Genomic DNA, 22,058 nt, shown 5'->3' on the forward strand with positions numbered 1-22,058 from the left:
ACAGGAGCAGGTCATGGCAGAGCATCTCAAGCGACGCATCGGCTTCGGGCTTCTGACGGCCTATGGTGTGGGCGTCATGGTTGGTGCCGGGATCTATGTCTTGGTCGGTGCGGTGGCGGCGGAAGCAGGCATTTGGGCGCCGCTCTCCTTTCTTCTCGCGGGCTTGATCGCGGCCCCGACTGCACTTTCCTACTCCGAGTTTTCTGCACGTATTCCCGAAGCTGCGGGCGAGGCAGCCTATATTCGTCAGGGGCTAGAAAGCCGGGCTCTGGCGGTTGTGGTGGGCCTTGCCATCGTTGCGGCTGGGACGATCTCGGCGGCGGCAGTGCTTCGGGGCGGAACGGGCTATCTTATGCTTGTGATCGATCTTGAGGCCAATTGGACCATGGTTGCGCTTGGTCTGGGGTTGGCGGCTGTTGCGGTCTTCGGTGTCATGGAGAGCCTTTCACTTGCTGCAATCTTTACCGTGGTCGAGCTATGCGGGCTCGGCCTCGTCATATGGGCTGGCTGGGACGCGCCCGCGAGCGTGGATTGGGGAGCTGCGCCGCCCATCGTTTTCTCCGGGGTCGCGGCGGCTGCAGTTCTGGCCTTCTTCGCGTTTATCGGCTTTGAGGATATCGTCAACATGGCCGAAGAAGTGGCCCAGCCCGAGCGTACCATGCCGCGTGCAATCCTTGCGGCGCTGGTTCTCACGACGGTGATCTATGCTCTTGTATCGGTCGCCGCGGTGCGCGCGGTGCCTCTTGAGGCGCTAGGGGCGAGCGAGCGTCCCCTGGCTTTGGTCTGGCAAGCGGCACAAGGCGGTGACGCCAAGTTTCTTTCAACCATAGCGGTGTTTGCAGCGCTGAATGGTGTCCTTGCCCAGATCGTCATGGCGAGCCGCGTGCTTTTTGGCCTTGGCAAACGCGAGAAGGTGTTTGCACTATTTCATCATGTATGGCCTCGCACCGGCACACCCGTCTTGGCGACATGCCTCGTCGGATGCCTTGTCGTGCTTGGCGCAATCGCACTGGATGTCGGGCTATTGGCCGAGATGACGTCTTCCATACTGCTTGCGGTCTTTGTCCTCGTGAACCTCGCGTTGATCTTCGAGAAGCGGCGCGAACCCGAGGCGCCATTCAGAGTGCCCATGTTTGTGCCTGTGATCGGGCTATGCCTGTCCGCTGGAGCGTTGCTTTTCAATATTCAGGGGGCACTATGAGCCTTTCAATGATCCTTGGATGCTTTTGGGTGCTGGCGGCTGCGCTCGTTGCGATGCTACCGATGCGGAGGCAATACGCGCCTGGCATTGTGCTCTTGCTTGCGGCACCCCTCCTGATCAGCGTGATCTTCTGGGAGCATGGGGTCTGGTTCGGGTTTGCCGCGCTGTTTGCGTTTGTTTCAATGTTCCGAAACCCGCTCCGGTATCTTTGGAAGCGTCTGCGCGGCGAAAAGCCGGAGATCCCCAGATGAGCCTATCCCTTATACTCGCACTTGCATGGTTGGTTGCCGTGAACGTCAGGGGCATGTTCCCGAGCCGGGATCATCATTGGCGTTTCGCCTATATGATGATGGCAGTAGGTGCGCCGATCCTTGCATTTGTTTGGTGGCAGGAGGGGACTTGGTACGCGGCCGGGCTCCTTGTTCTCGCGGGCTGGGTGATGCGCTGGCCGGTCATCTATGGTTGGCGCTGGCTACGTCGAAGGGTTGGGCGCAAGGTGTGACTTTTCCAGTCCTATGGCTTGCTTCCCAAGAGGGGATTGCCCAAAAGGAGGGCGCGAAACTAGAGAGGCTCGCATGACGCATATTCCCACACCTCGCGGCAAACTGGCAGAGAACCGTCCCCTTGCGGACCTGACTTGGCTACGCGTTGGCGGACCCGCGGATTGGTTCTTTCAGCCTGCTGATGTCGAAGACCTTGCGGCTTTCTTGCGCGACTTGCCCGAGGACGTGGCCGTATTCCCGATGGGGGTCGGTTCAAACCTGATCGTGCGCGATGGAGGTCTGCGCGCCGTTGTGATCCGTTTGGGGCGCGGTTTCAATACGGTCGAGATCGATGGGAACCGCGTGACCGCAGGCGTTGCTATGCTGGATGCGCATGTCGCGCGCAAGGCCGGTCAGGCTGGTCTTGACCTGACATTCCTGCGCACCATCCCCGGCGCGATCGGTGGTGCGGTGCGGATGAATGCCGGATGCTATGGCACCTATGTGGCAGATGTCTTCGTCGAGGCCAAAGCCGTGACGCGGTCCGGCGAGATCGTGACCTTGACTGCGGATGATCTCAACTTCCAGTATCGCCAGACCGACCTTCCCGAAGGCTGGGTCTTGACCGAGGCGACGTTTGAGGCCCCGGCGGGCGATCCAGAAGACCTTGCGCAGCGCATGGATGACCAACTCGCCAAGCGTGATGCAACACAGCCGACCAAAGATCGCACCGCCGGAAGCACTTTTCGGAACCCGGCTGGATTTTCCTCGACAGGCAAAGACGATGATGTGCATGACTTGAAGGCATGGAAACTCATAGACGACGCAGGCATGCGCGGTGCACGCATTGGCGGTGCGCAGATGAGTGAGAAACACTCAAATTTTATGCTCAACACCGGGGACGCCACCGCTGCGGACCTCGAGAATCTCGGTGAAGAAGTCAGAAAAAGGGTTTTCCAAAACAGCGGAATAGAGCTAGTATGGGAAATCAAGCGCGTTGGAGAACCAGCGGCTGAATGACTTCCGGTCGCAGGCTAATCAGACCGGACAGCAGTTAAAAAACAGGACCGAAAACGGTCCGGGACATTGGGGCACGAACGGGTATGTCGAGCAGGGCAAACCCCAAAGTGGCGGTATTGATGGGTGGGCCTTCGGCTGAGCGCGAAGTCTCGCTGACATCCGGGCGCGAATGCGCTGCCGCGCTGCGGGAAGCAGGGTATGATGTTATCGAGGTCGATGCGGGCCCCGATCTATCTGCGCGCTTGGCTGATCTCAAACCTGATGTGGCTTTCAACGCCTTGCATGGACGCTGGGGCGAAGATGGTTGTGTGCAAGGGATGCTTGAGTGGATGGGCATTCCCTATACCCATTCCGGTGTCCTGGCTTCGGCGCTCGCGATGGATAAACAGCGGTCGAAGGATGTGTATCGGGCGTGCGGATTGCCGGTCGTTGAGAGCATCATCTGTCCGAAAAGCGAAGTCAGCAAACGCCATGTCATGGCGCCACCCTATGTTGTGAAGCCCAACAACGAGGGGTCTTCCGTTGGTGTCTACCTTGTGAACGAAGCGGCAAACAGTCCGCCCCACCTTTCCGAAGAGATGCCTGAGTTTGTCATGGTTGAAACCTTCGCGCCGGGGCGCGAGCTTACGACAACGGTCATGGGTGATCGCGCGTTGACTGTGACCGATATCCTGACTGATGGCTGGTATGATTACGACGCCAAGTACAAGGAGGGTGGTTCGCATCACGTGGTGCCGGCGGACGTGCCACAAGAGATTTTCGATGCCTGCCTCGACTACGCGCTGCGCGCCCACGACGCCTTGGGATGCCGCGGGGTCAGTCGGACCGATTTCCGTTGGGACGAAGCTCGCGGCCTTGAGGGGCTGATCCTTCTTGAAACCAATACGCAGCCAGGCATGACGCCCACGTCACTCGCTCCTGAGCAAGCCGGGCAACTCGGAATTTCTTTCTCGGAGTTCTGCGCTTGGATGGTGGAGGACGCGTCGTGCAACAGGTAGGCCTCAAGAGCGATCCAGCCCCTTCACGCTGGGCCTATCGTTTTGAGCGGTTGATGCTGACACCGTTCTTCCGGCTCTTCTTGCGCGTCATTTTGCCCTTCCTGGTCGTCTTTGGCATGGCCGCGATCTGGCTTTCTGACGAGATGCGGCGCGATCAGTTGTCTGGCTGGGTACATGAGGCGCGTGTTAGCATCGAAACGCGCCCCGAGTTCATGGTTAACGTGATGGCAATCGACGGCGCCTCGGTAGGTATTGCCGAGGATATCCGGGAAATCATGCCAATTGATTTTCCGATCAGCTCATTCGATCTCGATCTCGACCACATTCAAGAGCAGGTCGCAGGTCTACCAGCTGTGGCTTCTGCGACTGTCCGTATCCGTCCCGGTGGGATCATGCAGATCACCATCACTGAACGCGACCCGGTCATGGTCTGGCGATCGCGGGACGGGCTTTTCCTCGTGGACCAGGAAGGATTTGTCGTCGCGCCAGCCCGGTCAAGATCAGAGCATGCGAACCTACCGCTCATGGCAGGGGCTGGGGCGGAGCTACACGTTGTGGAAGCGCGTTCGCTTTTTGCGGCTGCCGAGCCTCTGCGATCCCAGTTGCGCGGGCTTGTGCGCGTCGGCGAGCGACGTTGGGACATGGTCCTCAAGGATGGTCAGCGCATCCTCTTGCCAGAAGAAGGGGCGGTTCAGGCGCTTGAGCGAGTCATCGCGCTCAGCCAGGCACAAGACCTGCTGGCGCGCGATCTGACCATTGTGGATATGCGTTTGCCTGAACGGCCAACGCTACGAATTGCCGAAAGATCAGTTGAAGATTGGTGGCGCTTGCGGCGCCTTGAAGTTGGGAACACAGAAGAATGATGGAGCTATATGAATCCCAGCGCGCGATGCGCAACATGCGAAAGGCCGCCATGCAGAGAGGTGTCGTGGCCATTCTGGATGTGGGGAGTTCCAAGATTGCCTGTCTCGTGCTGCGCTTTGACGGCACCGAGCGTTTGGCCGAAGTCGAGGGGATCGGCTCAATGGCGGGCCAGAGCGGCTTCCGTGTCATCGGGGCGGCAACCACGCGGTCACGTGGCGTGCGTTTCGGCGAGGTTTCAGCCATGCAAGAGACAGAGCGCGCCATTCGCACCGTTGTTCAGGCCGCGCAGAAGATGGCGAAGATCCGCGTCGACCATGTGATTGCCTGCTTCTCGGGGGCGTCCCCACGTTCGTATGGTCTTGCCGGTCGGATCGGGCTTGAGGGCCACGTGGTCAATGAACAAGACGTTGCACGCGTCTTGGCGTCTTGCGATATGCCCGACTACGGCGACGGGCGTGAGGTGCTGCACGCTCAGCCCGTCAATTTCGCACTGGATCATCGGACGGGGCTTTCCGATCCGCGCGGGCAGATGGGCCAAGAGCTTGCCACCGATATGCATATGCTCACCGTGGATGCCATTGCGGTGCAGAACCTTGCGCATTGCGTTAAGCGGTGTGATCTCGAACTGGCGGGCATTGCCTCTTCGTCTTATGTCTCTGCGCTCTCGGCGCTTGTGGAAGACGAGCAAGAACTCGGCGCGGCATGCGTTGATCTCGGCGGTGGCACCACCGGTGTTTCGATCTTCATGAAAAAACATATGATCTATGCGGATGCCGTGCGCATGGGCGGCGAGCACGTCACCTCGGATATTTCGATGGGACTGCAGGTGCCGACAGCGATGGCTGAGCGGATCAAGACCTTCTATGGCGGTGTCTATGCGACGGGTATGGATGACCGTGAGATGATCGAGCTCGAGAGCGATACTGGCGATTGGGAGCATGATCGCCGCCGCGTGAGTCGCGCAGAACTGATCGGGATCATGCGGCCGCGCGTAGAGGAAATCCTCGAGGAAGTGCGCACGCTTCTTGATGCCGCTGGTTTTGAGTATCTACCGAGCCAGAAAATTGTGCTGACAGGCGGCGGGAGCCAGATACCCGGGCTTGACGGTTTGGCCTCCAAGATCCTCGGGCAGCAGGTACGCCTCGGGCGGCCGCTCCGGGTGCATGGTTTGCCGCAGGCGGCGACGGGGCCGAGCTTTGCGAGTGCGGTCGGCATGTGCCTCTTTGCGACACACCCTCAAGATGAGTGGTGGGATTTCGATCTGCCAGTCGAACGCTATCCTGTGCGAAGCATCAAGAGGGCGGTGCGCTGGTTCAAAGAGAATTGGTAGGCACGTCTGACGCGCGGAATCTTGCCGGTGTCGTGCGTCTATATATGCCGAAAAACGCGAAATATCGGGAATCGTGATGAAAATGCGCCCATATTTTGGGTCAAAATGCGCTTTTTCTCGTGACGATTCCTCCCGTCTTGGGTAATAATAGTGTTGAGTAGGTAAAAAACCGCAGCAAATGCGGACCATAGAACAGGCGGAAAACCATGACTCTGAATCTGACTATGCCCGACCAGGGTGACCTCAAGCCGCGTATCTCGGTTTTCGGTGTCGGCGGTGCCGGCGGCAACGCAGTGAACAACATGATCGAAAAGGCGCTCGAGGGCGTGGATTTTGTTGTGGCGAATACGGATGCGCAGGCACTCCAGCAAAGCCAATCGAAAAGCCGAATTCAGCTCGGCGTGAAAGTGACCGAGGGCCTCGGGGCCGGGGCACGTGCAACTGTTGGTGCGGCTGCCGCCGAAGAAAGCATCGAACAGATCGTTGACCAACTCGCAGGCGCACACATGTGCTTCATCACGGCCGGTATGGGCGGTGGCACGGGCACCGGCGCCGCGCCGATCATCGCGCAGGCGGCACGGGAACTTGGTGTCCTGACCGTTGGTGTCGTTACCAAGCCGTTTCAGTTCGAAGGCGCGAAGCGGATGCGCCAGGCCGAAGAGGGCGTCGAAGCTCTCCAGAAGGTCGTGGACACGCTGATCATTATTCCGAACCAAAACCTCTTCCGTCTCGCCACGGAGAAGACCACGTTCACCGAGGCCTTCTCGATGGCCGACGATGTTCTGTATCAGGGTGTCAAAGGCGTTACCGACCTGATGGTGCGCCCCGGTCTGATCAACCTCGACTTTGCCGACGTGCGCGCCGTGATGGACGAGATGGGCAAGGCGATGATGGGCACCGGCGAAGCCGATGGCGAGGATCGCGCGATCCAAGCCGCTGAAAAAGCGATTGCGAACCCGCTTCTTGACGAGATTTCCCTGCGTGGCGCGCGCGGTGTGCTGATCAACATCACTGGCGGACATGACCTGACTCTGTTCGAACTGGATGAAGCCGCAAACCGCATTCGCGAAGAAGTGGACCCGGACGCGAACATCATCGTTGGCTCTACCTTGGATGACACGCTCGAAGGTGCGATGCGGGTGTCGGTCGTGGCAACCGGAATTGATGCTTCGGAAGTGCATTCGGATATCCCGGTGCGCCGCCCGCTGGCCCAACCGCTGAACCCGCATGTCCTTGAGGACGCCGCGCATCACGCTGTGCAGCCTGAGCCGGAAGTTGCGCGAGACCCGATTGCCGAGCCGGAAGTGGCGGTGGCTTCCGCAGACACCGAGCCGACTTTCTTTAGCAGTTTCGACGCTGAGCGTGCCGCGGCTCAAGAGCAGATGGAAGACATCTTCGAAGAGTCTGCGTCCTACGAAGAACCAGCTGCCGATGATCTGCCGCCACCGGCATACCAAGCGCGTCCGCAGCAACAGTTCGCCCCGCAGGCCCAAGCCGCCTACGAGGAAGACGATGTCGCACAGTATGTCGCGCCGAAAGCTCCGCCTCTTGGGTCACCGTCGCCGGAAGTTCTGCAGCGCCTGCGTGCAGCTGCGGACAAGGCACCCGGGCGTCGCCCGATGGAAGCCGCAGAGCAGCCGCAAGCCGCTCCTGCACCGCGTGCCGAAGAGCCTCGCAAAGGTGGTTTCGGCCTGAACTCCCTGATTGGTCGCATGACAGGCCACGGACAGGAGGCAGAGCGTCCTGTGCATCACGCAGGGCATGCCCAGCCGACGATGCACGCGGTTCAGCCGGAAGCTGATGAAGATCAGGAACGGATCGAAATTCCGGCCTTCTTGCGCCGACAGGCGAACTAACGCGCAGAAAAAGCGTGACGATGAGGCCGCTCATGGAGCGGCCTTTTCTATTTAAAGCATAGGCTTACGCGTGCTTAAGCGACGTTCTGCCGATCTGTTACAAAGTTGTTTCAGTCGGTTACAATCTTTGAATTGAGCCTTTGAGGCCAAAGCTCTACTTCAGTGGGGCGTCACCATTGGGGGGTGGCGCGCCATTCGGAGAACAACGTGCAGAAAACGGTCAAATCACCCATTCGTTTTACCGGGAAGGGACTCCATTCCGGGGAAACGGTGCGGATGACGATTCATCCTGCTTCGGCCGACTACGGAATCTGGTTCCGTCGGACCGATATTGCTTTGGGGGATGCATTGATCGCCGCGCGTTGGGATGTGGCCGAGCAAACACCGCTTTGTACGCGTATTCGGAATGAGGCTGGTGTTTCGGTCTCGACCATCGAACACGTGATGGCGGCGCTGGCTGGCACGGGGGTAAACAATGCCCTGATCGAGATCGATGGGCCGGAAGTGCCGATCCTGGACGGAAGCGCGGCCGATTTCGTGCATGCAATTCTCAAGATAGGCATCATGAAGCAGTCCGCGAATGTACGCGTGATTGAAGTGCTGGCTCCGGTGAGCGTAACGCGCGGCGATGCGACCGCGACGCTTGTTCCGGCAGATGAAATGCAGATCGACTTCCACATTGCGTTCGATGACGCGGCCATCGGTGTGCAACAGAAATCCCTCGTGCTTGCGAATGGGAGTTTTGTGCGTGAACTCTGTGATAGCCGAACTTTCTGTCGCAAGGCGGATGTGGACACGATGCATGCCAATGGTCTTGCGCTTGGCGGCACGCTTGAAAACGCCGTCGTTGTGGACGGGGATGCCGTTCTGAGCCCCGGCGGGTTGCGTCATGAGGATGAGGCCGTACGCCACAAGATGCTCGACGCCCTTGGGGATCTGGCATTGGCTGGTGCGCCGATCCTTGGCCGCTACACTGGGATTCGGGCAGGTCACGCCTTGACCAACGCGCTTCTTCGCGAGCTCTTCGCCACGCCTGGCGCGTTTCGGGTCCGCGAAGTCGATGCGAAAACCGCCGCTCGCCTGCCCGGTGCCGGTGTCCATCTCGAAGAATTTCCGGCAGTCGCCTGATCCTGAACCGTTAAAAAACGCCAAATGCGTTTTGCACTGGAATTTTCTGTGCTAACAGCTTGGGGAAAGGGTGGGAATGTCCTGCCGAAACCGAACAAGAGGTTGTGCAGCATGACAGGTGTCGGGCCGCGTTTTGGTGTGATCGGTGCGATCCTCGCTATCGCCATTCTTGCAGGTTGCAGTTCTAGCACCTCGGAGAAAGTGCGTGATGGCAAGATTCCGATCGAGAATTTTACTGCTGAGCAGATTTTCGAACGCGGTGAGTACGAGCTGAACGACAACGAAGCGGAAGAGGCCGCGTTCTATTTCTCTGAAGTAGAACGCCTCTATCCTTATTCGGAGTGGGCAAAACGTGCGTTGATCATGCAGGCGTTCTCTTTCCACAAAGCCAAGGACTACGAGAACAGCCGCGCGGCAGCCGAGCGTTTCATCGCCTTTTACCCGGCGGATGATGACGCGGCCTATGCGCAGTATCTTCTTGCGCTGACCTACTATGATCAGATCGACGAAGTTGGACGCGACCAGAAGCTGACCCTCGAAGCCCTTCAAGAGCTTCGCAAGCTGATCGAGACCTATCCCGATAGTGAATATGCGCGATCTGGCAAATTGAAGTTCGACCTTGCCTTTGACCATCTCGCCTCGAAGGAAATGGAAGTCGGACGGTACTACTTGCGCCGTGAACACTTTGCTGCGGCGATCTCGCGCTTCCGTGTCGTGGTGGAAGATTTCCAGACAACGACACATACGCCCGAAGCGTTGCATCGACTCGTCGAAGCGTATCTCTCACTCGGCCTGACAAATGAAGCCCAAACCGCGGGTGCGATCCTTGGCTACAACTACCGGTCGACCCAATGGTATGATGATAGCTACAAGCTACTGACGGGCCGCGGGCTCGAGCTTGAGGCGGCAGGGGATAGCTGGCTGCGTCGTGTCTATCGTCAGACAGTCAAAGGGGATTGGCTCTGAGCCACTTAGGGCCAGGAAAGATCCACCATCATGCTTCGCGCACTTGATATTCGGGATATGCTCATCATCGACCGGTTGGAACTTCTGTTCCAACCGGGCCTGAACGTTCTGACTGGTGAAACTGGCGCGGGCAAATCGATTCTGCTCGACTCGCTCGGTTTCGTTCTGGGCTGGCGAGGACGTGCCGAGCTGGTCCGGCAGGGAGCAGAACAGGGAGAAGTGACCGCCGAGTTCGAGCTTACACCGGATCATCCCGCACATGGAGTGCTTGAAGAAGCGGGTCTTCCGATCAACGAAACCCTGATCTTGCGGCGCGTGAACAGTCGCGATGGGCGCAAGACAGCTTGGGTCAACGATCGGCGCTGTTCTGGCGAGGTGTTGCGCCGCTTATCTGAGACGTTGGTTGAACTGCATGGTCAACATGATGATCGCGGCCTTCTGAACCCGCGCGGTCACCGGGAACTCCTCGATGCGTTTGCCGGTGTTGATGCCGAGAAACGCGCCACGCGTGAGGCTTGGGCCACACTAAGTAAAGCGCGCAAAGCGTTGTCAGCAGCTCAGGTCGAGATAGACGAGGCCAAGGCCGAAGAAGATTTCCTCCGCCATGCCGTGGCCGAGTTGGGGGATCTCGATCCGCAACCGGGAGAAGAGGCAGATCTCGACTCGCGCCGGCGCATGATGCAGGGCGCTGAGCGCTTGCGTGAAGACGTCACCCGTGCACATGCTGCCCTTGGCGGCGACGGCGCCGAAGGGGCGATCGGAGACGCGCTCCGCTGGCTCGAAGGCGCGCAAGGCGGGGCAGAAGGGCATCTTGATGCCCCCTTGGCGGCACTTGAACGGACCCTAACAGAACTTGGGGAGGCGGTTGAAGGGGTGGAGCGCTGTCTTGATGTGCTCACATTCAATCCGCACGAACTGGAAGAGACAGAAGAGCGTCTCTTTGCCATCCGAGCATTGGCGCGCAAGCACAATGTGGTGCCGGACGAGCTTGGTGCTTTTGCAGAAGACCTGCGCACGCGGCTCGACGCCGTGGACGCCGGGGCGGAGCGGTTAGAGAGCCTCTCCAAAGCGGTGACGGACGCAGAGCGGCGCTACGATAATGCGGCGGATGCGCTTGGAGCCGCGCGTCGCGGTGCAGCAGACCGGCTTGATACGGCAGTCATGACAGAGCTTGCTCCGCTCAAGATGGAGCGTGCAGTCTTTCAAACCGATTTCAGCGAGGCCACCCCCGGCCCAGACGGCAAGGAAGCAGTGGCCTTTACCGTTGCCACGAACCCCGGTGCGCCGGCAGGACCGATCGGCAAGATCGCGTCGGGTGGTGAACTGAGCCGTTTTCTCCTCGCACTCAAGGTCTGTCTGAGCCGCGATGATGCCGGGCTGACGATGATCTTTGACGAAATCGACCGTGGCGTCGGTGGGGCGACGGCGGATGCCGTGGGTCGTCGGCTTTCCGCGCTTGCCGAAGGTGGACAAATCCTCGTGGTGACCCATTCCCCGCAGGTGGCGGCCCTCGGAGCACACCATTGGCGCGTCGAGAAGCAGGTAGTCGCGGATCAAACCATGTCCACCGTGGTGCCTCTCATGGGGGATGCTCGGGTCGATGAGGTGGCGCGGATGTTGGCCGGTGACACGATCACTGATGAAGCGCGCGCCGCAGCGCGGGCGTTGTTGGTGTAGCAGACGTACAGGCGTTGCCTTCGTGGCAGAGCACCGTAAGCTGGTGAGAGTTAGAACGAGGCCGCAGGGACATGTCCAATTCCATCCGATCTTTCCTGATGGACAGTGGCAAGAAGGCTGTGGCGCGGGCGCGCGACGGCTGGAGCGTCCTGATCGATAAGGGGCCAAGCCAGTTTCAGTTCTGGCTTATCAGTCTCGTCATCGGAATAGCCGCCGGGTTTGCTGCTCTGTTCTTTCGCAAGGGGATCGAGGCCTTGCAATCCGCGCTCTACGGGGTGGAAGACGTCAATCTTTTGCACAGCTATGCAGGAGATCTGCCGTGGTATCTGCTTTTACTGATCCCAATTTGTGGCGGACTTGCGGTGGGAGTGATCCTTGACAGGTTCACAGATGATGCGCGCGTCCGGTCCGTTGCTGACGTGATCGAAGGGGCCGCGCTGAATGAGGGGCGCGTCGAGAAGAAAGAAGGAATCGCCTCAGCACTGGCGTCTCTCATAACGCTTAGTTCCGGTGGTTCCTCCGGACGCGAAGGCCCAGTGGTGCATATGGCAGCTGTCATTTCGTCTTGGGTGAGTAACCGCATTTCAGCAGATGGGGTCACAGGGCGCGACCTACTGGGCTGCGCGGTTGCGGCGGCGGTGTCGGCGTCTTTCAATGCGCCGATTGCGGGGGCCTTGTTCGCGTTGGAGGTGGTGTTACGGCATTTCGCGGTGCATGCCTTTGCGCCGATTGTCATTGCTTCGGTCGCAGGCACCGTTATCAACCGGATCGAATTTGGCGGCGTCACCGAGTTTCACCTGCCGGACACGACCACGCTTCAGTTCTACCAAGAGCTTCCAGCCTTTCTTTTGTTGGGGGCGGTCTGTGGCTTTGTGGCGGTCGCGCTCATGTGGACGATCTTCTGGGCCGAGGATATTGGCAACCAGTTGCGCGACCGGACTGGGTTGCCGCGCTGGCTTCGCCCGGCACTCTCTGGTGCGCTTCTTGGAGGGCTGGCGATCTGGTTTCCGCATATTATCGGGGTCGGGTATGAGACAACCTCGCTTGCTCTCACGGGGGAGCTTGTCCTGCACAATGCGGTGATCTTTGCCGTGCTGAAAGTCATCGCCGTATCGATCACGATGGCCGGGCGGATGGGGGGCGGGGTCTTTTCTCCGGCGCTCATGGTTGGCGCTTTGACCGGCCTTGCATTTGGCCTCATCGCGACGAGCGTTTTCCCGGAAGTGTCTGGAAGCGTGACACTTTATGCCCTTGCAGGTATGGGCGCCGTCGCTGCGGCGGTGTTAGGTGCGCCGATCTCGACAACGCTGATCGTCTTCGAGTTGACCGGCGACTGGCAGACTGGGATTGCGGTCATGGTGTGTGTGTCGATCTCGACCGCGCTTGGGTCGCGGCTTGTCGATCGGTCCTTCTTTCTCAGCCAATTGGAGCGCCGCAATGTCCATGTTGCAGCCGGGCCGCAGGCCTATCTCCTGTCGATGTTCCGGGTCGCCAGCGTTATGCGGGCCAAGGACGATCCGCGTGCAGCGTCGGAAGATGCCTGCTGGGATATGATCGGCGAAGGGGTCTATGTCGATGGCAACGCGACGCTCGAGGCGGCGATGCCGATCTTCGACAAGGCGGGGGTGCTGTTCATCCCTGTGGTGACGCTCTCGGGAGAGGATCAAGCGCCGGAACTTTGGGGCGCGCTTTATCAGGTGGATGCCCTGCGTGCCTACAACCGGGCCCTTGCCGCGACGGCGGCTGAGGAACACAGCTAGAGCAAAAAGACCCCCGAAATCGGGGGTCTGTATCACGTCGGTATTACGTCGGTATTGCGACTGTGCGGATTTCGGCCCTAGCGTTGTGGGTTAGATCCGCTCGACGGTCACGAGGTCACTTTGGGCAAAAGCGAGAAGGCCTTTGATCCGGTCGGCGTCCTCGATCGGATTCTCATAGCTCCAGGCGGCGTTTTGGATCGTCGTGCTTTTGGTGACGATGGAGAAGTAGCTTGCATCGCCCTTGTGGGGGCAATGGGTCGTATGATCGCTCTCGTCGAGGAATGCCATCGCGATATCTTCGCGCGGGAAATAGATCACGGGTGCCAGATCGCCCTCGCTCAGTTCGAGTGCGTTGGCGCTCTCGCCCAAGACAGCGCCACCAGCGCGAACGCTCCAATTGCCTTCCGCTTTGCGGATCGTGATCTTCTTACCCATGCATCTTATCCCCTCGGTTCAAGGTAGCGCCATTTTCGCGGTGCGACGTGACAGGAACGTGTCACAGCCCATGATCCCGGGCGGTATTGCCAACGGTTCGGATCAGAGCGGCGCGGTCGCGCGATCCAACCACATTTCCGTGGAAGACGCCACCCTGCCGCGCAGCACGCGACGACACGTCTCATGGTAGGAATCGAGCCATTTTACCTCGACGCTCGAAAGCATGCCGGGGTCGATCAGGCGACGGTCGATAGGGCAATAGGTCAGGGTGCGCAGTTGCAGCATCTTGCGATGGGCGTCCCCCCCTGGAAGGGCCGGGGCCTCTTCGACAACGACAAGGTTTTCGATGCGGATACCGAACGCACCGGGGCGATAATAGCCCGGTTCATTCGACAGGATCATGCCCGGCTCAAGAGGCACATCCGAGAGGCGCGAGAAACGCTGCGGGCCTTCGTGGACACAAAGATAGACCCCGACGCCATGGCCGACACCATGATCGAAATCGAGCCCGGCTTCCCAGAGCGGGATGCGTCCGATCGCATCAAGGTTTTGACCCGCAAGGCCGCGTGGAAAGCGCAGGCGGGAAATTCCGATCATGCCCTTGAGGACCCGGGTGAAGGCTTCGCGTTCGGCGTCGCCGGGCGTGCCGATGGGGAGGGTGCGGGTAATGTCGGTGGTGCCGTCGCGATACTGTCCGCCACTGTCGAGGACAAGAAGATCGCCCTTGGCCAGGGTGCGGTTGGTTTCTTCCGTTACGCGGTAGTGGATGACGGCGCCATGCGGGCCAGTTCCGGCAATGGTGTCAAAACTGATGTCGAGTAGCGCATTGGTGGCGCGGCGGCTCTCTTCAAGTTTGCGCACCACGTCGATCTCGGTGATGCCGGTTTCGGCCGCGTCGTCAAACCAAGCGAGGAAATCGCACATGGCCGCACCGTCGCGCAAATGCGCCTCGGTTGTGCCGGCGATCTCGGTGGCGTTCTTGCGCGCCTTGGGCAGGGCGCAAAGATCGCTGCCCCACTGGAGCGTGATCCCGGCCTCAACCAATGTTTCGGCCAGCAGCACGGGTGTTGTCACCTTGTCGAGGCGGACAGGCCCGTCGAGGCTTCGCAGTGTCGGGCGTAGCACGTCGGGTGCGTGCACGCGTACCGCGTCGCCGAGATGATCCTCGAGCGTCTCGAGCTTGACCGGGTCCATAAAGAGGTCGACTGAGCTGTCGCTGTGCAGGAGCGCGAAACTATGCGCGATCGGGTTGCGGGGAATATCCTGGCCGCGAATGTTAAGAAGCCAGGCGATGGAATCCGGTTGGGTCAGGAGGGTGCAGGCCTGCCCGGCGTCGGCCAACTGCGCCGCGAGGCGGGCGCGCTTTTCGGAATGCGGCTCGCCTGCGAACTCGAGCGGTTGCGCGATGGCAGGGGCGGTGGGCGGATCAGGCTGGTCCTCCCAGATACGGTCGACCATGTTGGCGCTTCCAACGAGCGCGATCCCACTATCTCGGAGCGTTTTTTCGAGAGACTCGATCTGGCCCACGGTATGTAGCCACGGGTCAAAGCCGATACGGGCGCTGCCTTGCACTTCGCGCAGGAGCCAATCGCCCAGAGTCAGTTCGGGCCAATCGAGCGGTGTAAAGCAGTCAGCGACCTGTGCCTTGACCTGTTCTCGGTAGCGCCCATCGACAAAGACACCGGCCTTGTCGGCAAGGATCACGGCAAACCCCGCCGAGCCGGTAAACCCTGTGAGCCAGGCAAGGCGTTCGTCATGGGCGGCGACGTATTCCCCCTGATGGGCGTCGGCGCGTGGTACGATGAACCCGTCAAGCCCTTCTTGGGTCAGCGTCTCGCGCAGGCGGGCGAGACGGGGCGGGCCTTGATCCGGGCGGGTGGTTGCGGTGAAATCCTGGAACATCTGTCTTTCTCCAGAGCCGGTTTGCTCTTCCTCTTGCCCAAAATATCCCGGGGTGAATGGCCGCTTCTGCGGCCAGAGGGGCTGGCCCCTTCTACCCCGCCTTGCGCATCCCGAGCACGCGGGCGCGTTTGCGCGGATCGCTGTCAAACAGGCTGGCAAGCTGTTCGGTCATCGCCCCGGCAAGTTGTTCGACATCCGTGATGGTGACCGCGCGTTCATAATAGCGCGTCACGTCATGTCCGATGCCGATGGCGAGAAGCTCAACCGCCTTGCGTTTCTCAACCATGGCGATGACATCGCGCAGGTGTTTTTCGAGGTAGTTGGCCGGGTTGACCGAAAGCGTCGAGTCGTCGACCGGCGCCCCGTCCGAAATCACCATGAGGATCTTACGCGCCTCGCGGCGGGCGACCATGCGGCGGTGCGCCCATTCAAGCGCCTCGCCGTCGATGTTTTCCTTCAGAAGCCCCTCTTTCATCATCAGACCGAGGTTCACATGGCTGCGCCGCCAAGGGGCGTCGGCGGATTTGTAGATGATGTGGCGCAGGTCGTTGAGGCGGCCCGGTTGTTGCGGACGGCCTTCGTTAAGCCATTTCTCACGGCTCTGGCCGCCTTTCCACGCGCGTGTGGTGAAGCCGAGGATCTCGACCTTGACGTTGCAGCGTTCAAGCGTGCGGGCCAGAACGTCGGCGCAGATGGCCGCGATGGAGATTGGGCGGCCGCGCATGGAACCGGAGTTGTCGAGCAGCAGCGTCACCACCGTGTCGCGGAACTCGGTGTCTTTCTCGACCTTAAAGGAAAGCGGCGTCGTCGGGTTGGCGACCACGCGGGCAAGACGGCCCGCATCGAGGATGCCTTCCTCGAGGTCGAATTCCCACGAGCGGTTCTGTTGTGCCTGAAGGCGGCGCTGGAGCTTGTTGGCAAGACGGCCCACGGCGCCCTTGAGCGGTTCGAGCTGCTGGTCGAGATAGGCGCGCAGGCGTTCAAGCTCTACATGTTCTGCGAGATCTTCAGCGGCGATTTCCTCGTCGAAATCAGTCGCGAAGACCGAGTAATTCGGGTCGGCATCCGAGATCGGCTGTGGGGCGGGCGGCTCGAGCGGCGCTTCGCCGTCGGGCATTTCCACGTCATCGCCCATCTCGTCCTCGGCCATCTCGTCCATCGAGACTTGGGCCTCGGACATGTCCTGTTGTTCTTCTTGGGACTGTTCGGGGTTGGCCTCGTTCTCGTCGTCCTGGCTGTCGTCTTGGCCGGAGCTGTCGGGATCTTCGTTGTCTTCCTGCTCTTCGGCTTCGTCTTCTTGGTCGTCGTCCTCGGCATCGGGGTCTTCGCCAAGCTGATCGCCATAGCCAAGGTCTTCGATGACCTTGCGGGCAAGTTTGGCAAAGCTCTGTTGGTCGGACAGCAGCGCGTTGATATCGCCAAGCGTGTCGGCGGCTTGTTGTTCGATGTAGCCCTGCCAGAGATTCATCACGTTGCGCGCGGCCGGGGGAAGGTCACGACCGGTGGCAAGGTGGCGGACGAGATAGCCCGCCGCGGTTGCGAGCGGCGCCTCGGCGGAGTTGGTGATCTGGTCGTAGCCGCGGCTCAGGGCTTCGTTCTCGATCTTGGCGTCGATGTTTGTTGCGGTGCCGGGCATGTCGCGGGCGCCCATGGCCTCGCAGCGGGCGGTCTCCATGGCTTCGTAGAGATCGCGGGCGATGCCTTGGGCCGGGGCGTATTTCGCGTGGGTGCCATCGTCATGGTAGCGACGTTTCATGGCGAGCGCATCCGCCGTGCCGCGCGCCAAGAGCACTTCGTCGCGGCTCATCCGGCGGCTAACTTGCGGTAGGCGCATTTGTTCGCCCGACACGCCGGATGGATCAGCGCTATAGCTGACCGATAGCTCCGGATCATGGGCCATTACCTTGGTGGCCTCGGCAAGAGCCTTTTTGAACGGATCGGCGGGGTTGTCGGACTTCTTGGTCATGGCAACGATAAATCACGCATCAGCCGGAAAAGGCAAGGTGGGAATGTGTCGGAACGGCGCGTCGCGCACCCAAGGATCAGGCTTTAGCCCAAGAGCAATGCGGTGCAGCTTTTGAGCTTCTGCACGGAGAGGCGACGGGCTTGCATCTGAATGCGGGAATCGTCGGAGAAGGTCGTGCGCTGGAGCAGGGAGCTATGAGCCATCTTGGCCTCGATCCGCCAGTTGAGCACGTCGCGGACCTGCGTCGGCGGCGTCATTGCGTCGAGGATGTCGAGCACCTCGCCACGCCGATCTTGTGTGACCTCGGAAGCGGCGCCATCGAACATCCATTCGAATTCCATCTGTGCCGAAAGGCGGCCTGCGCAGGTTGCAAAGGTGCGTAGGGGATCGGAGGGAGGCATGGTTTCGGCCTGTGCGCAGATCGGTGCCGCGCATAGCGCCAAGGAGAGGGGTAGTCGGCGAAAATATGTTCTCAAACCGCTCATGAAATCATCTTTGAGCAGAAATAACCGCATATCAAGTGTGCGGTTTGAAAACTTTCTCGGGTGTTTGCTGTCTAGGACGTGAGATCCGAGAGGTTGCACTGGCCTGTGGCGAGGTCGGCGAGGAGCGCGACATGCACGTCGAGCGCGTCGATGACACGGTAGCCGGGGGATTGACCATCAAAGGCAAGGTTGAGGTCTGTTCCGGCTAGGACGACCGCATCTGCGCCCTTGTCTCGCACCATCCGCGCCCCGGCATCAAGGAAGAGGGCGCGTTGCGCTTCGCTACACATCCCGGCAACGGCCATGTCCTGATAGCTTTGGCCGAGTGTTTCGATGTCGTCCTCAAGCGCGACGGCGCGTGTCTTCGTCAGCTGCCCGTAGAGGCCGGTCCGCATCACAACCCGTGTGCCCAATAGACCGACCGTGCCGAGCCCTTCGGCGGCGAAATAGGAATCAAGCGGTGTCACGGCGGAAATGAGCGGCAGGGCGGAAATGGCCTTAGTTTCCTCGAAACAGAAATGCCCGCCCAGCGAGGTAATGGCCGCGCAGTCACAGCCCGCGGCCTTGAGGCGGTCGATCAGCGGCGCATAGAGAGCGGCCTGTGCGGTGCGATTGTCGGCGAGGTTGTTGCGGATCAGGTCCTGCACATCGGCATGAACAATCGTCAGCTCGAGCTTGCCGCCACGCGCCTCGACCGCCTTGGTCAAACGTTGATAGTAGACGACGGTCGCGGCAACGCCGATCCCGCCGATCAGGCCGATATGAAGCGGTTTAACCAAGGCTCACGCTTGCGGCGCTTTCCGGCAGTTCCTCGTCAAACAGGCGTTGGTAGAACTCGGCCACGGTCTGACGTTCGAGCTCGTCACATTTGTTGAGGAAGGTCAGGCGGAAGGCATAGCCCACGTCGCGGAACACCTCGGCGTTCTCGGCCCATGTAATTACCGTGCGCGGCGACATCACGGTCGAGAGATCACCATTCATAAAGGCGGTGCGGGTGAGGTCGGCGACGGTCACCATTTGCTTGACCGTCTTGCGGCCTGCCTCGGTGTTGAAATGCGGGTTCTTGGCGAGCACGATATTGGTCTCGGCGTCGATCGAGAGATAGTTCAGCGTCGCGACGAGGGACCAGCGGTCCATCTGTGCCTGGTTGATCTGTTGCACGCCGTGGTAGAGGCCGGTGGTGTCACCAAGGCCGACCGTGTTGGCCGTGGCGAAGAGGCGGAAGTGCTTGTGCGGGGTGATGATCTCGTTCTGGTCGAGCAGCGTCAGCTTGCCGTCAGTTTCCAGAACACGCTGGATCACGAACATCACGTCGGCGCGGCCTGCGTCGTATTCGTCAAAAACGATCGCGACGGGGTTGCGCAGTGCCCAAGGCAGGATGCCTTCATGGAACTCGGTGACCTGCTTGCCATCGCGCAGCTTGATCGCGTCCTTGCCGATCAGGTCGATCCGGGAGATGTGGCTGTCGAGATTGACGCGCACAGCGGGCCAATTGAGGCGTGCAGCGACCTGTTCGATGTGGGTCGACTTGCCGGTGCCGTGATAGCCTTGGATCATGACGCGGCGGTTGCGGGCAAAACCCGCGAGAATGGCCATGGTGGTGTCGGGATCGAATTTGTAGGTGGGATCGATCTCGGGGACGCGGGCGCTTTTTTCTTCGAAGCCGTGGACCACCATATCGGTGTCGATCCCAAAGACGTCACGCACCGAAATCGCTTCGGTTGGTTTCGCGTTGATGTCGAGCAAGCCATCGTCCATGGAATTCGTCCTTCTTCTCTGCGCCCCGCCGGGCACCAAACCCGCACTTGGTGCCTTATCTTGCGCGCAAGGGCAAGAGGCTCTGGCCGGAATATCGCCTCGTCACAACGACAAGGGTTGAACCGGCCTCGGCTTGCATGTCGAACAGGCGTTCGGGATCAGAAGGCTTCGCGCAGTGTGGCCTTGGCGCGCAGGAGGCTACGGGCGTCGACAAAGCGCGGTGTGCTCTTCATGTAGTCGCGGAAGGCTTGGCCATAGCCGGAGATGAGCCAGCGTTCTTCGTTGAGGACGAACAGGAAGTAGAGCGCAAAGAGCGCCAGTGCGAAGAGGCCGGTCAGGGGAGAGCCGCAGGTGATGGCGAGGCCGATCGTGGCGATGACCGAGGTGACATATTGCGGGTTGCGGGAATAGGCATACATGCCGCCGGTCACGAGGCCCCCGCTTTCGCAATAGGTATTGTCGAGGCCGAGGAAGCGATAGCCGCGCAGGGTCAGGCCGAAGGCGAAGATCATGATCGGCAGGCCAAGGGCGAACTGGCCCCAGTGCGTCACACCATGCACCGCCAGCGCGCAAAGCGCAAAAACCACAGTACCACCACAAAACAATCGAAACAGCCCAAAGGCCAGATGGTGCCGCCAGCCGGAGGAGGCGGGCCAGAGTCCGAGATCCGGACGCGCGAGGCTCAGCGCAAGATGCGCGGCCAGCGCAAGGCCGGAAAGGCCGGTCAGAGCAAAGGAAAGAGCGTGTAGCGAGGCGAGCGTGAGGATCATAACGGCAACTCCAGCGATGTGCTTGGCCTCGGCTACAGATTTTTTGTGACAGGTGTGCTGCGGTTTGTTGACGGTTTCGTTGGCACCGCTGCGCGCGGGCGCGTAGCGCGCCCCTGCTCGGCGGCAAGTCAGGAAGTCTGACGATGAGGTGAACGCTTGTGATCGACGAACCTTGATCCGCGGCGGGAAACGGGGCGTAACCCCCACAGTTCCGGCGATCAGGCCGGTCCTGAAAACCTGAACATGGAGGATAACATGAAACTCTCGAAGCTGAATATCATCGCCGCCCTGACCCTGACCGCCGGTGCAGCACTTGCTGCGAACCCGATGGTTGGTGGTGCTCCGATGTATGAAAACAAGAACATCGTTGAGAACGCCGTGAATTCGGCTGACCACGAGACGCTGGTTGCTGCCGTCCAGGCCGCTGGTCTCGTCGAGACCCTGCAAAGCGAAGGTCCGTTCACCGTCTTTGCGCCGACCGATGATGCCTTTGCCATGCTGAAGCCCGGCACAGTTGAAACGCTTCTGAAGCCCGAGAACAAAGACGCACTGACCAAGGTTCTGACCTGTCACGTTGTGTCGGCCAACGCGATGTCGGATGCGATCATGGGCATGATCGACGACGATGGCGGCGTGCATGATGTGCCGACCGTCGGTGGCTGTACCCTCAAGGCAAGCTATGACAACGGCGAGATCACCCTCACCGACGAGCGCGGCCGTGATGCGACCGTGACCATCGCTGACGTGAAACAGTCGAACGGTGTGATCCACGTGATCGACACGGTGCTCCTGCCGGCCATGTAAGCCCGTGTGAGACGCGCGAACAGAGGCCGTCCCATCGGGGCGGCCTCATGCGTTTCGACACAAAGCTCGCAACACTGTGGGTAGGTTTGATTTGAGACGCGGGGGGATTCCCTCCAAAGTGAAGAAGAAAAGGAGGACGACCATGCTAAGACGACAGGTTCTTTTGACAGGAGGCACCGCGCTCGGGGCTGCGATGTTTGGCCTGCGCCCGGCGGCGGCCTCGGACGAGGTTTTCGAGGTCACGCGCACCGAGGCGGAATGGCGCGAAATGCTGACGCCGTTGCAATATGAGGTGATGCGCAACGAAGGCACCGAACGGGCCGGGACATCGCCGCTCGACAAGCTTTATGACAAGGGCACGTATCATTGCCGCGGGTGTGATCTGCGACTTTATTCGTCGCGCCACAAGTATGACAGCGGCACAGGCTGGCCGAGCTTCTGGAAAGCGCTGCCCAATGCGATTGAAACGAAGCCCGACCGCAAACTCTTTGCCGTGCGCACCGAATGCCATTGCCGCCGTTGCGGGAGCCACCTTGGGCATATCTTTGATGACGGACCGAAGCCTACCGGCAAACGCCATTGCCTGAACGGCGTGAGCCTCGTGTTCCGCGCCGCCTGACGGTTTCGCCCACAGCGAGGATAGAGAAAGCAAAAGG

The 22,058-nt window shown here is 60.3% G+C and carries 21 protein-coding genes; 14 read left to right on the forward strand and 7 right to left on the reverse strand.

Annotated features, from left to right (window positions below):
* Positions 1–13 precede the first annotated feature (13 nt).
* The 12 genes from MK745_RS05505 (at position 14) to MK745_RS05560 (ending at position 13,282) form a co-directional block, all read left to right on the forward strand.
* Entirely contained in the window at positions 14–1,201 is a 1,188-nt protein-coding gene (locus MK745_RS05505) for an APC family permease (RefSeq protein ID WP_243612275.1), read from the forward strand.
* Positions 1,198–1,452 (forward strand): DUF2484 family protein, encoded by a 255-nt coding sequence (locus MK745_RS05510; RefSeq protein WP_243612276.1) that lies wholly within the window; start codon positions 1,198–1,200, stop codon positions 1,450–1,452. Before MK745_RS05505 ends, MK745_RS05510 begins: the two co-directional genes overlap by 4 nt.
* Positions 1,449–1,703 (forward strand): DUF2484 family protein, encoded by a 255-nt coding sequence (locus tag MK745_RS05515; protein WP_243612277.1) that lies wholly within the window; start codon positions 1,449–1,451, stop codon positions 1,701–1,703. The genes MK745_RS05510 and MK745_RS05515 overlap by 4 nt, the downstream gene beginning before the upstream one ends.
* Before the next feature lie 73 nt (positions 1,704–1,776).
* Complete coding sequence (murB, locus tag MK745_RS05520) at positions 1,777–2,703, forward strand: UDP-N-acetylmuramate dehydrogenase (RefSeq protein ID WP_243612278.1); 927 nt, start codon at positions 1,777–1,779, stop codon at positions 2,701–2,703.
* Positions 2,704–2,822: 119 nt separating this feature from the next.
* Positions 2,823–3,701, forward strand: a complete 879-nt coding sequence (locus tag MK745_RS05525) for a D-alanine--D-alanine ligase (protein WP_243612279.1) — start codon at positions 2,823–2,825, stop codon at positions 3,699–3,701.
* On the forward strand, positions 3,689–4,564 hold the full coding sequence (locus tag MK745_RS05530; RefSeq protein WP_243612280.1) for a cell division protein FtsQ/DivIB: 876 nt from the start codon (positions 3,689–3,691) through the stop codon (positions 4,562–4,564). Before MK745_RS05525 ends, MK745_RS05530 begins: the two co-directional genes overlap by 13 nt.
* Positions 4,561–5,895: a cell division protein FtsA gene (gene ftsA, locus MK745_RS05535; RefSeq protein ID WP_243612281.1), complete on the forward strand. Its 1,335-nt coding sequence runs from the start codon at positions 4,561–4,563 to the stop codon at positions 5,893–5,895. The genes MK745_RS05530 and ftsA overlap by 4 nt, the downstream gene beginning before the upstream one ends.
* Before the next feature lie 206 nt (positions 5,896–6,101).
* Positions 6,102–7,751, forward strand: coding sequence for a cell division protein FtsZ (gene ftsZ / locus MK745_RS05540; protein ID WP_243612282.1), 1,650 nt, complete (start codon positions 6,102–6,104; stop codon positions 7,749–7,751).
* 207 nt (positions 7,752–7,958) lie between these two features.
* Entirely contained in the window at positions 7,959–8,879 is a 921-nt protein-coding gene (gene lpxC, locus MK745_RS05545) for a UDP-3-O-acyl-N-acetylglucosamine deacetylase (RefSeq protein WP_243612283.1), read from the forward strand.
* Positions 8,880–8,990: 111 nt separating this feature from the next.
* Positions 8,991–9,845 (forward strand): outer membrane protein assembly factor BamD, encoded by an 855-nt coding sequence (locus tag MK745_RS05550; RefSeq protein ID WP_243612284.1) that lies wholly within the window; start codon positions 8,991–8,993, stop codon positions 9,843–9,845.
* Between the two features lie 30 nt (positions 9,846–9,875).
* Positions 9,876–11,522 (forward strand): DNA repair protein RecN, encoded by a 1,647-nt coding sequence (gene recN / locus MK745_RS05555; RefSeq protein WP_243612285.1) that lies wholly within the window; start codon positions 9,876–9,878, stop codon positions 11,520–11,522.
* A gap of 71 nt (positions 11,523–11,593) precedes the next feature.
* The gene (locus MK745_RS05560) at positions 11,594–13,282 is read left to right on the forward strand and encodes a chloride channel protein (RefSeq protein WP_243612286.1); all 1,689 of its coding nucleotides are present in this window, start codon (positions 11,594–11,596) and stop codon (positions 13,280–13,282) included.
* Positions 13,283–13,372: 90 nt separating this feature from the next.
* Here MK745_RS05560 and MK745_RS05565 read toward each other — a convergent pair whose 3' ends face one another.
* The 7 genes from MK745_RS05565 to MK745_RS05595 form a co-directional block, all read right to left on the reverse strand.
* Positions 13,373–13,717 (reverse strand): DUF427 domain-containing protein, encoded by a 345-nt coding sequence (locus tag MK745_RS05565; RefSeq protein ID WP_243612287.1) that lies wholly within the window; start codon positions 13,715–13,717, stop codon positions 13,373–13,375.
* Positions 13,718–13,819: 102 nt separating this feature from the next.
* The gene (locus MK745_RS05570; protein ID WP_243612288.1) at positions 13,820–15,619 is read right to left on the reverse strand and encodes an aminopeptidase P family protein; all 1,800 of its coding nucleotides are present in this window, start codon (positions 15,617–15,619) and stop codon (positions 13,820–13,822) included.
* Positions 15,620–15,710: 91 nt separating this feature from the next.
* The gene (gene cobT / locus MK745_RS05575) at positions 15,711–17,585 is read right to left on the reverse strand and encodes a cobaltochelatase subunit CobT (RefSeq protein WP_243612289.1); all 1,875 of its coding nucleotides are present in this window, start codon (positions 17,583–17,585) and stop codon (positions 15,711–15,713) included.
* A gap of 83 nt (positions 17,586–17,668) precedes the next feature.
* Positions 17,669–18,070, reverse strand: coding sequence for a hypothetical protein (locus MK745_RS05580; protein ID WP_243612290.1), 402 nt, complete (start codon positions 18,068–18,070; stop codon positions 17,669–17,671).
* A 71-nt stretch (positions 18,071–18,141) separates the two neighbouring features.
* Entirely contained in the window at positions 18,142–18,849 is a 708-nt protein-coding gene (locus MK745_RS05585) for an aspartate/glutamate racemase family protein (RefSeq protein ID WP_243612291.1), read from the reverse strand.
* Entirely contained in the window at positions 18,842–19,828 is a 987-nt protein-coding gene (gene cobS, locus MK745_RS05590; RefSeq protein ID WP_243612292.1) for a cobaltochelatase subunit CobS, read from the reverse strand. The genes MK745_RS05585 and cobS overlap by 8 nt, the downstream gene beginning before the upstream one ends.
* Positions 19,829–19,986: 158 nt before the next feature.
* Complete coding sequence (locus MK745_RS05595; protein WP_243612293.1) at positions 19,987–20,598, reverse strand: methyltransferase family protein; 612 nt, start codon at positions 20,596–20,598, stop codon at positions 19,987–19,989.
* Positions 20,599–20,853: 255 nt separating this feature from the next.
* Here MK745_RS05595 and MK745_RS05600 point away from each other — a divergent pair, with 255 nt between their 5' ends.
* Both MK745_RS05600 and msrB read left to right on the forward strand, forming a co-directional pair.
* Positions 20,854–21,402 carry a fasciclin domain-containing protein gene (locus MK745_RS05600; RefSeq protein WP_243612294.1) on the forward strand — a complete coding sequence of 183 codons (549 nt, stop codon included), beginning with the start codon at positions 20,854–20,856 and terminating at the stop codon, positions 21,400–21,402.
* Between the two features lie 142 nt (positions 21,403–21,544).
* A complete protein-coding gene (msrB, locus tag MK745_RS05605) occupies positions 21,545–22,021 on the forward strand; it encodes a peptide-methionine (R)-S-oxide reductase MsrB (protein ID WP_279391744.1) in 477 nt (158 codons plus the stop codon).
* The last annotated feature ends 37 nt before the right edge of the window (positions 22,022–22,058 follow it).

The organism is Shimia aestuarii (assembly GCF_022814865.1).
GTDB lineage: Bacteria > Pseudomonadota > Alphaproteobacteria > Rhodobacterales > Rhodobacteraceae > Shimia > Shimia aestuarii_A.

Excerpts from the sequence above, each read along its gene's own strand:
- MK745_RS05570 (WP_243612288.1), bottom strand. The coding sequence starts at position 15,619 with ATGTTCCAGGATTTCACCGCAACCACCCGCCCGGATCAAGGCCCGCCC.
- MK745_RS05595 (WP_243612293.1), bottom strand. The coding sequence starts at position 20,598 with ATGATCCTCACGCTCGCCTCGCTACACGCTCTTTCCTTTGCTCTGACC.
- MK745_RS05525 (WP_243612279.1), top strand. The coding sequence starts at position 2,823 with ATGGGTGGGCCTTCGGCTGAGCGCGAAGTCTCGCTGACATCCGGGCGC.
- murB (WP_243612278.1), top strand. The coding sequence starts at position 1,777 with ATGACGCATATTCCCACACCTCGCGGCAAACTGGCAGAGAACCGTCCC.
- cobT (WP_243612289.1), bottom strand. The coding sequence starts at position 17,585 with ATGACCAAGAAGTCCGACAACCCCGCCGATCCGTTCAAAAAGGCTCTT.
- MK745_RS05505 (WP_243612275.1), top strand. The coding sequence starts at position 14 with ATGGCAGAGCATCTCAAGCGACGCATCGGCTTCGGGCTTCTGACGGCC.
- MK745_RS05600 (WP_243612294.1), top strand. The coding sequence starts at position 20,854 with ATGAAACTCTCGAAGCTGAATATCATCGCCGCCCTGACCCTGACCGCC.
- recN (WP_243612285.1), top strand. The coding sequence starts at position 9,876 with ATGCTTCGCGCACTTGATATTCGGGATATGCTCATCATCGACCGGTTG.
- MK745_RS05560 (WP_243612286.1), top strand. The coding sequence starts at position 11,594 with ATGTCCAATTCCATCCGATCTTTCCTGATGGACAGTGGCAAGAAGGCT.
- ftsZ (WP_243612282.1), top strand. The coding sequence starts at position 6,102 with ATGACTCTGAATCTGACTATGCCCGACCAGGGTGACCTCAAGCCGCGT.
- MK745_RS05565 (WP_243612287.1), bottom strand. The coding sequence starts at position 13,717 with ATGGGTAAGAAGATCACGATCCGCAAAGCGGAAGGCAATTGGAGCGTT.
- cobS (WP_243612292.1), bottom strand. The coding sequence starts at position 19,828 with ATGGACGATGGCTTGCTCGACATCAACGCGAAACCAACCGAAGCGATT.
- MK745_RS05550 (WP_243612284.1), top strand. The coding sequence starts at position 8,991 with ATGACAGGTGTCGGGCCGCGTTTTGGTGTGATCGGTGCGATCCTCGCT.
- ftsA (WP_243612281.1), top strand. The coding sequence starts at position 4,561 with ATGATGGAGCTATATGAATCCCAGCGCGCGATGCGCAACATGCGAAAG.
- msrB (WP_279391744.1), top strand. The coding sequence starts at position 21,545 with ATGCTAAGACGACAGGTTCTTTTGACAGGAGGCACCGCGCTCGGGGCT.
- MK745_RS05515 (WP_243612277.1), top strand. The coding sequence starts at position 1,449 with ATGAGCCTATCCCTTATACTCGCACTTGCATGGTTGGTTGCCGTGAAC.
- MK745_RS05510 (WP_243612276.1), top strand. The coding sequence starts at position 1,198 with ATGAGCCTTTCAATGATCCTTGGATGCTTTTGGGTGCTGGCGGCTGCG.
- MK745_RS05580 (WP_243612290.1), bottom strand. The coding sequence starts at position 18,070 with ATGAGCGGTTTGAGAACATATTTTCGCCGACTACCCCTCTCCTTGGCG.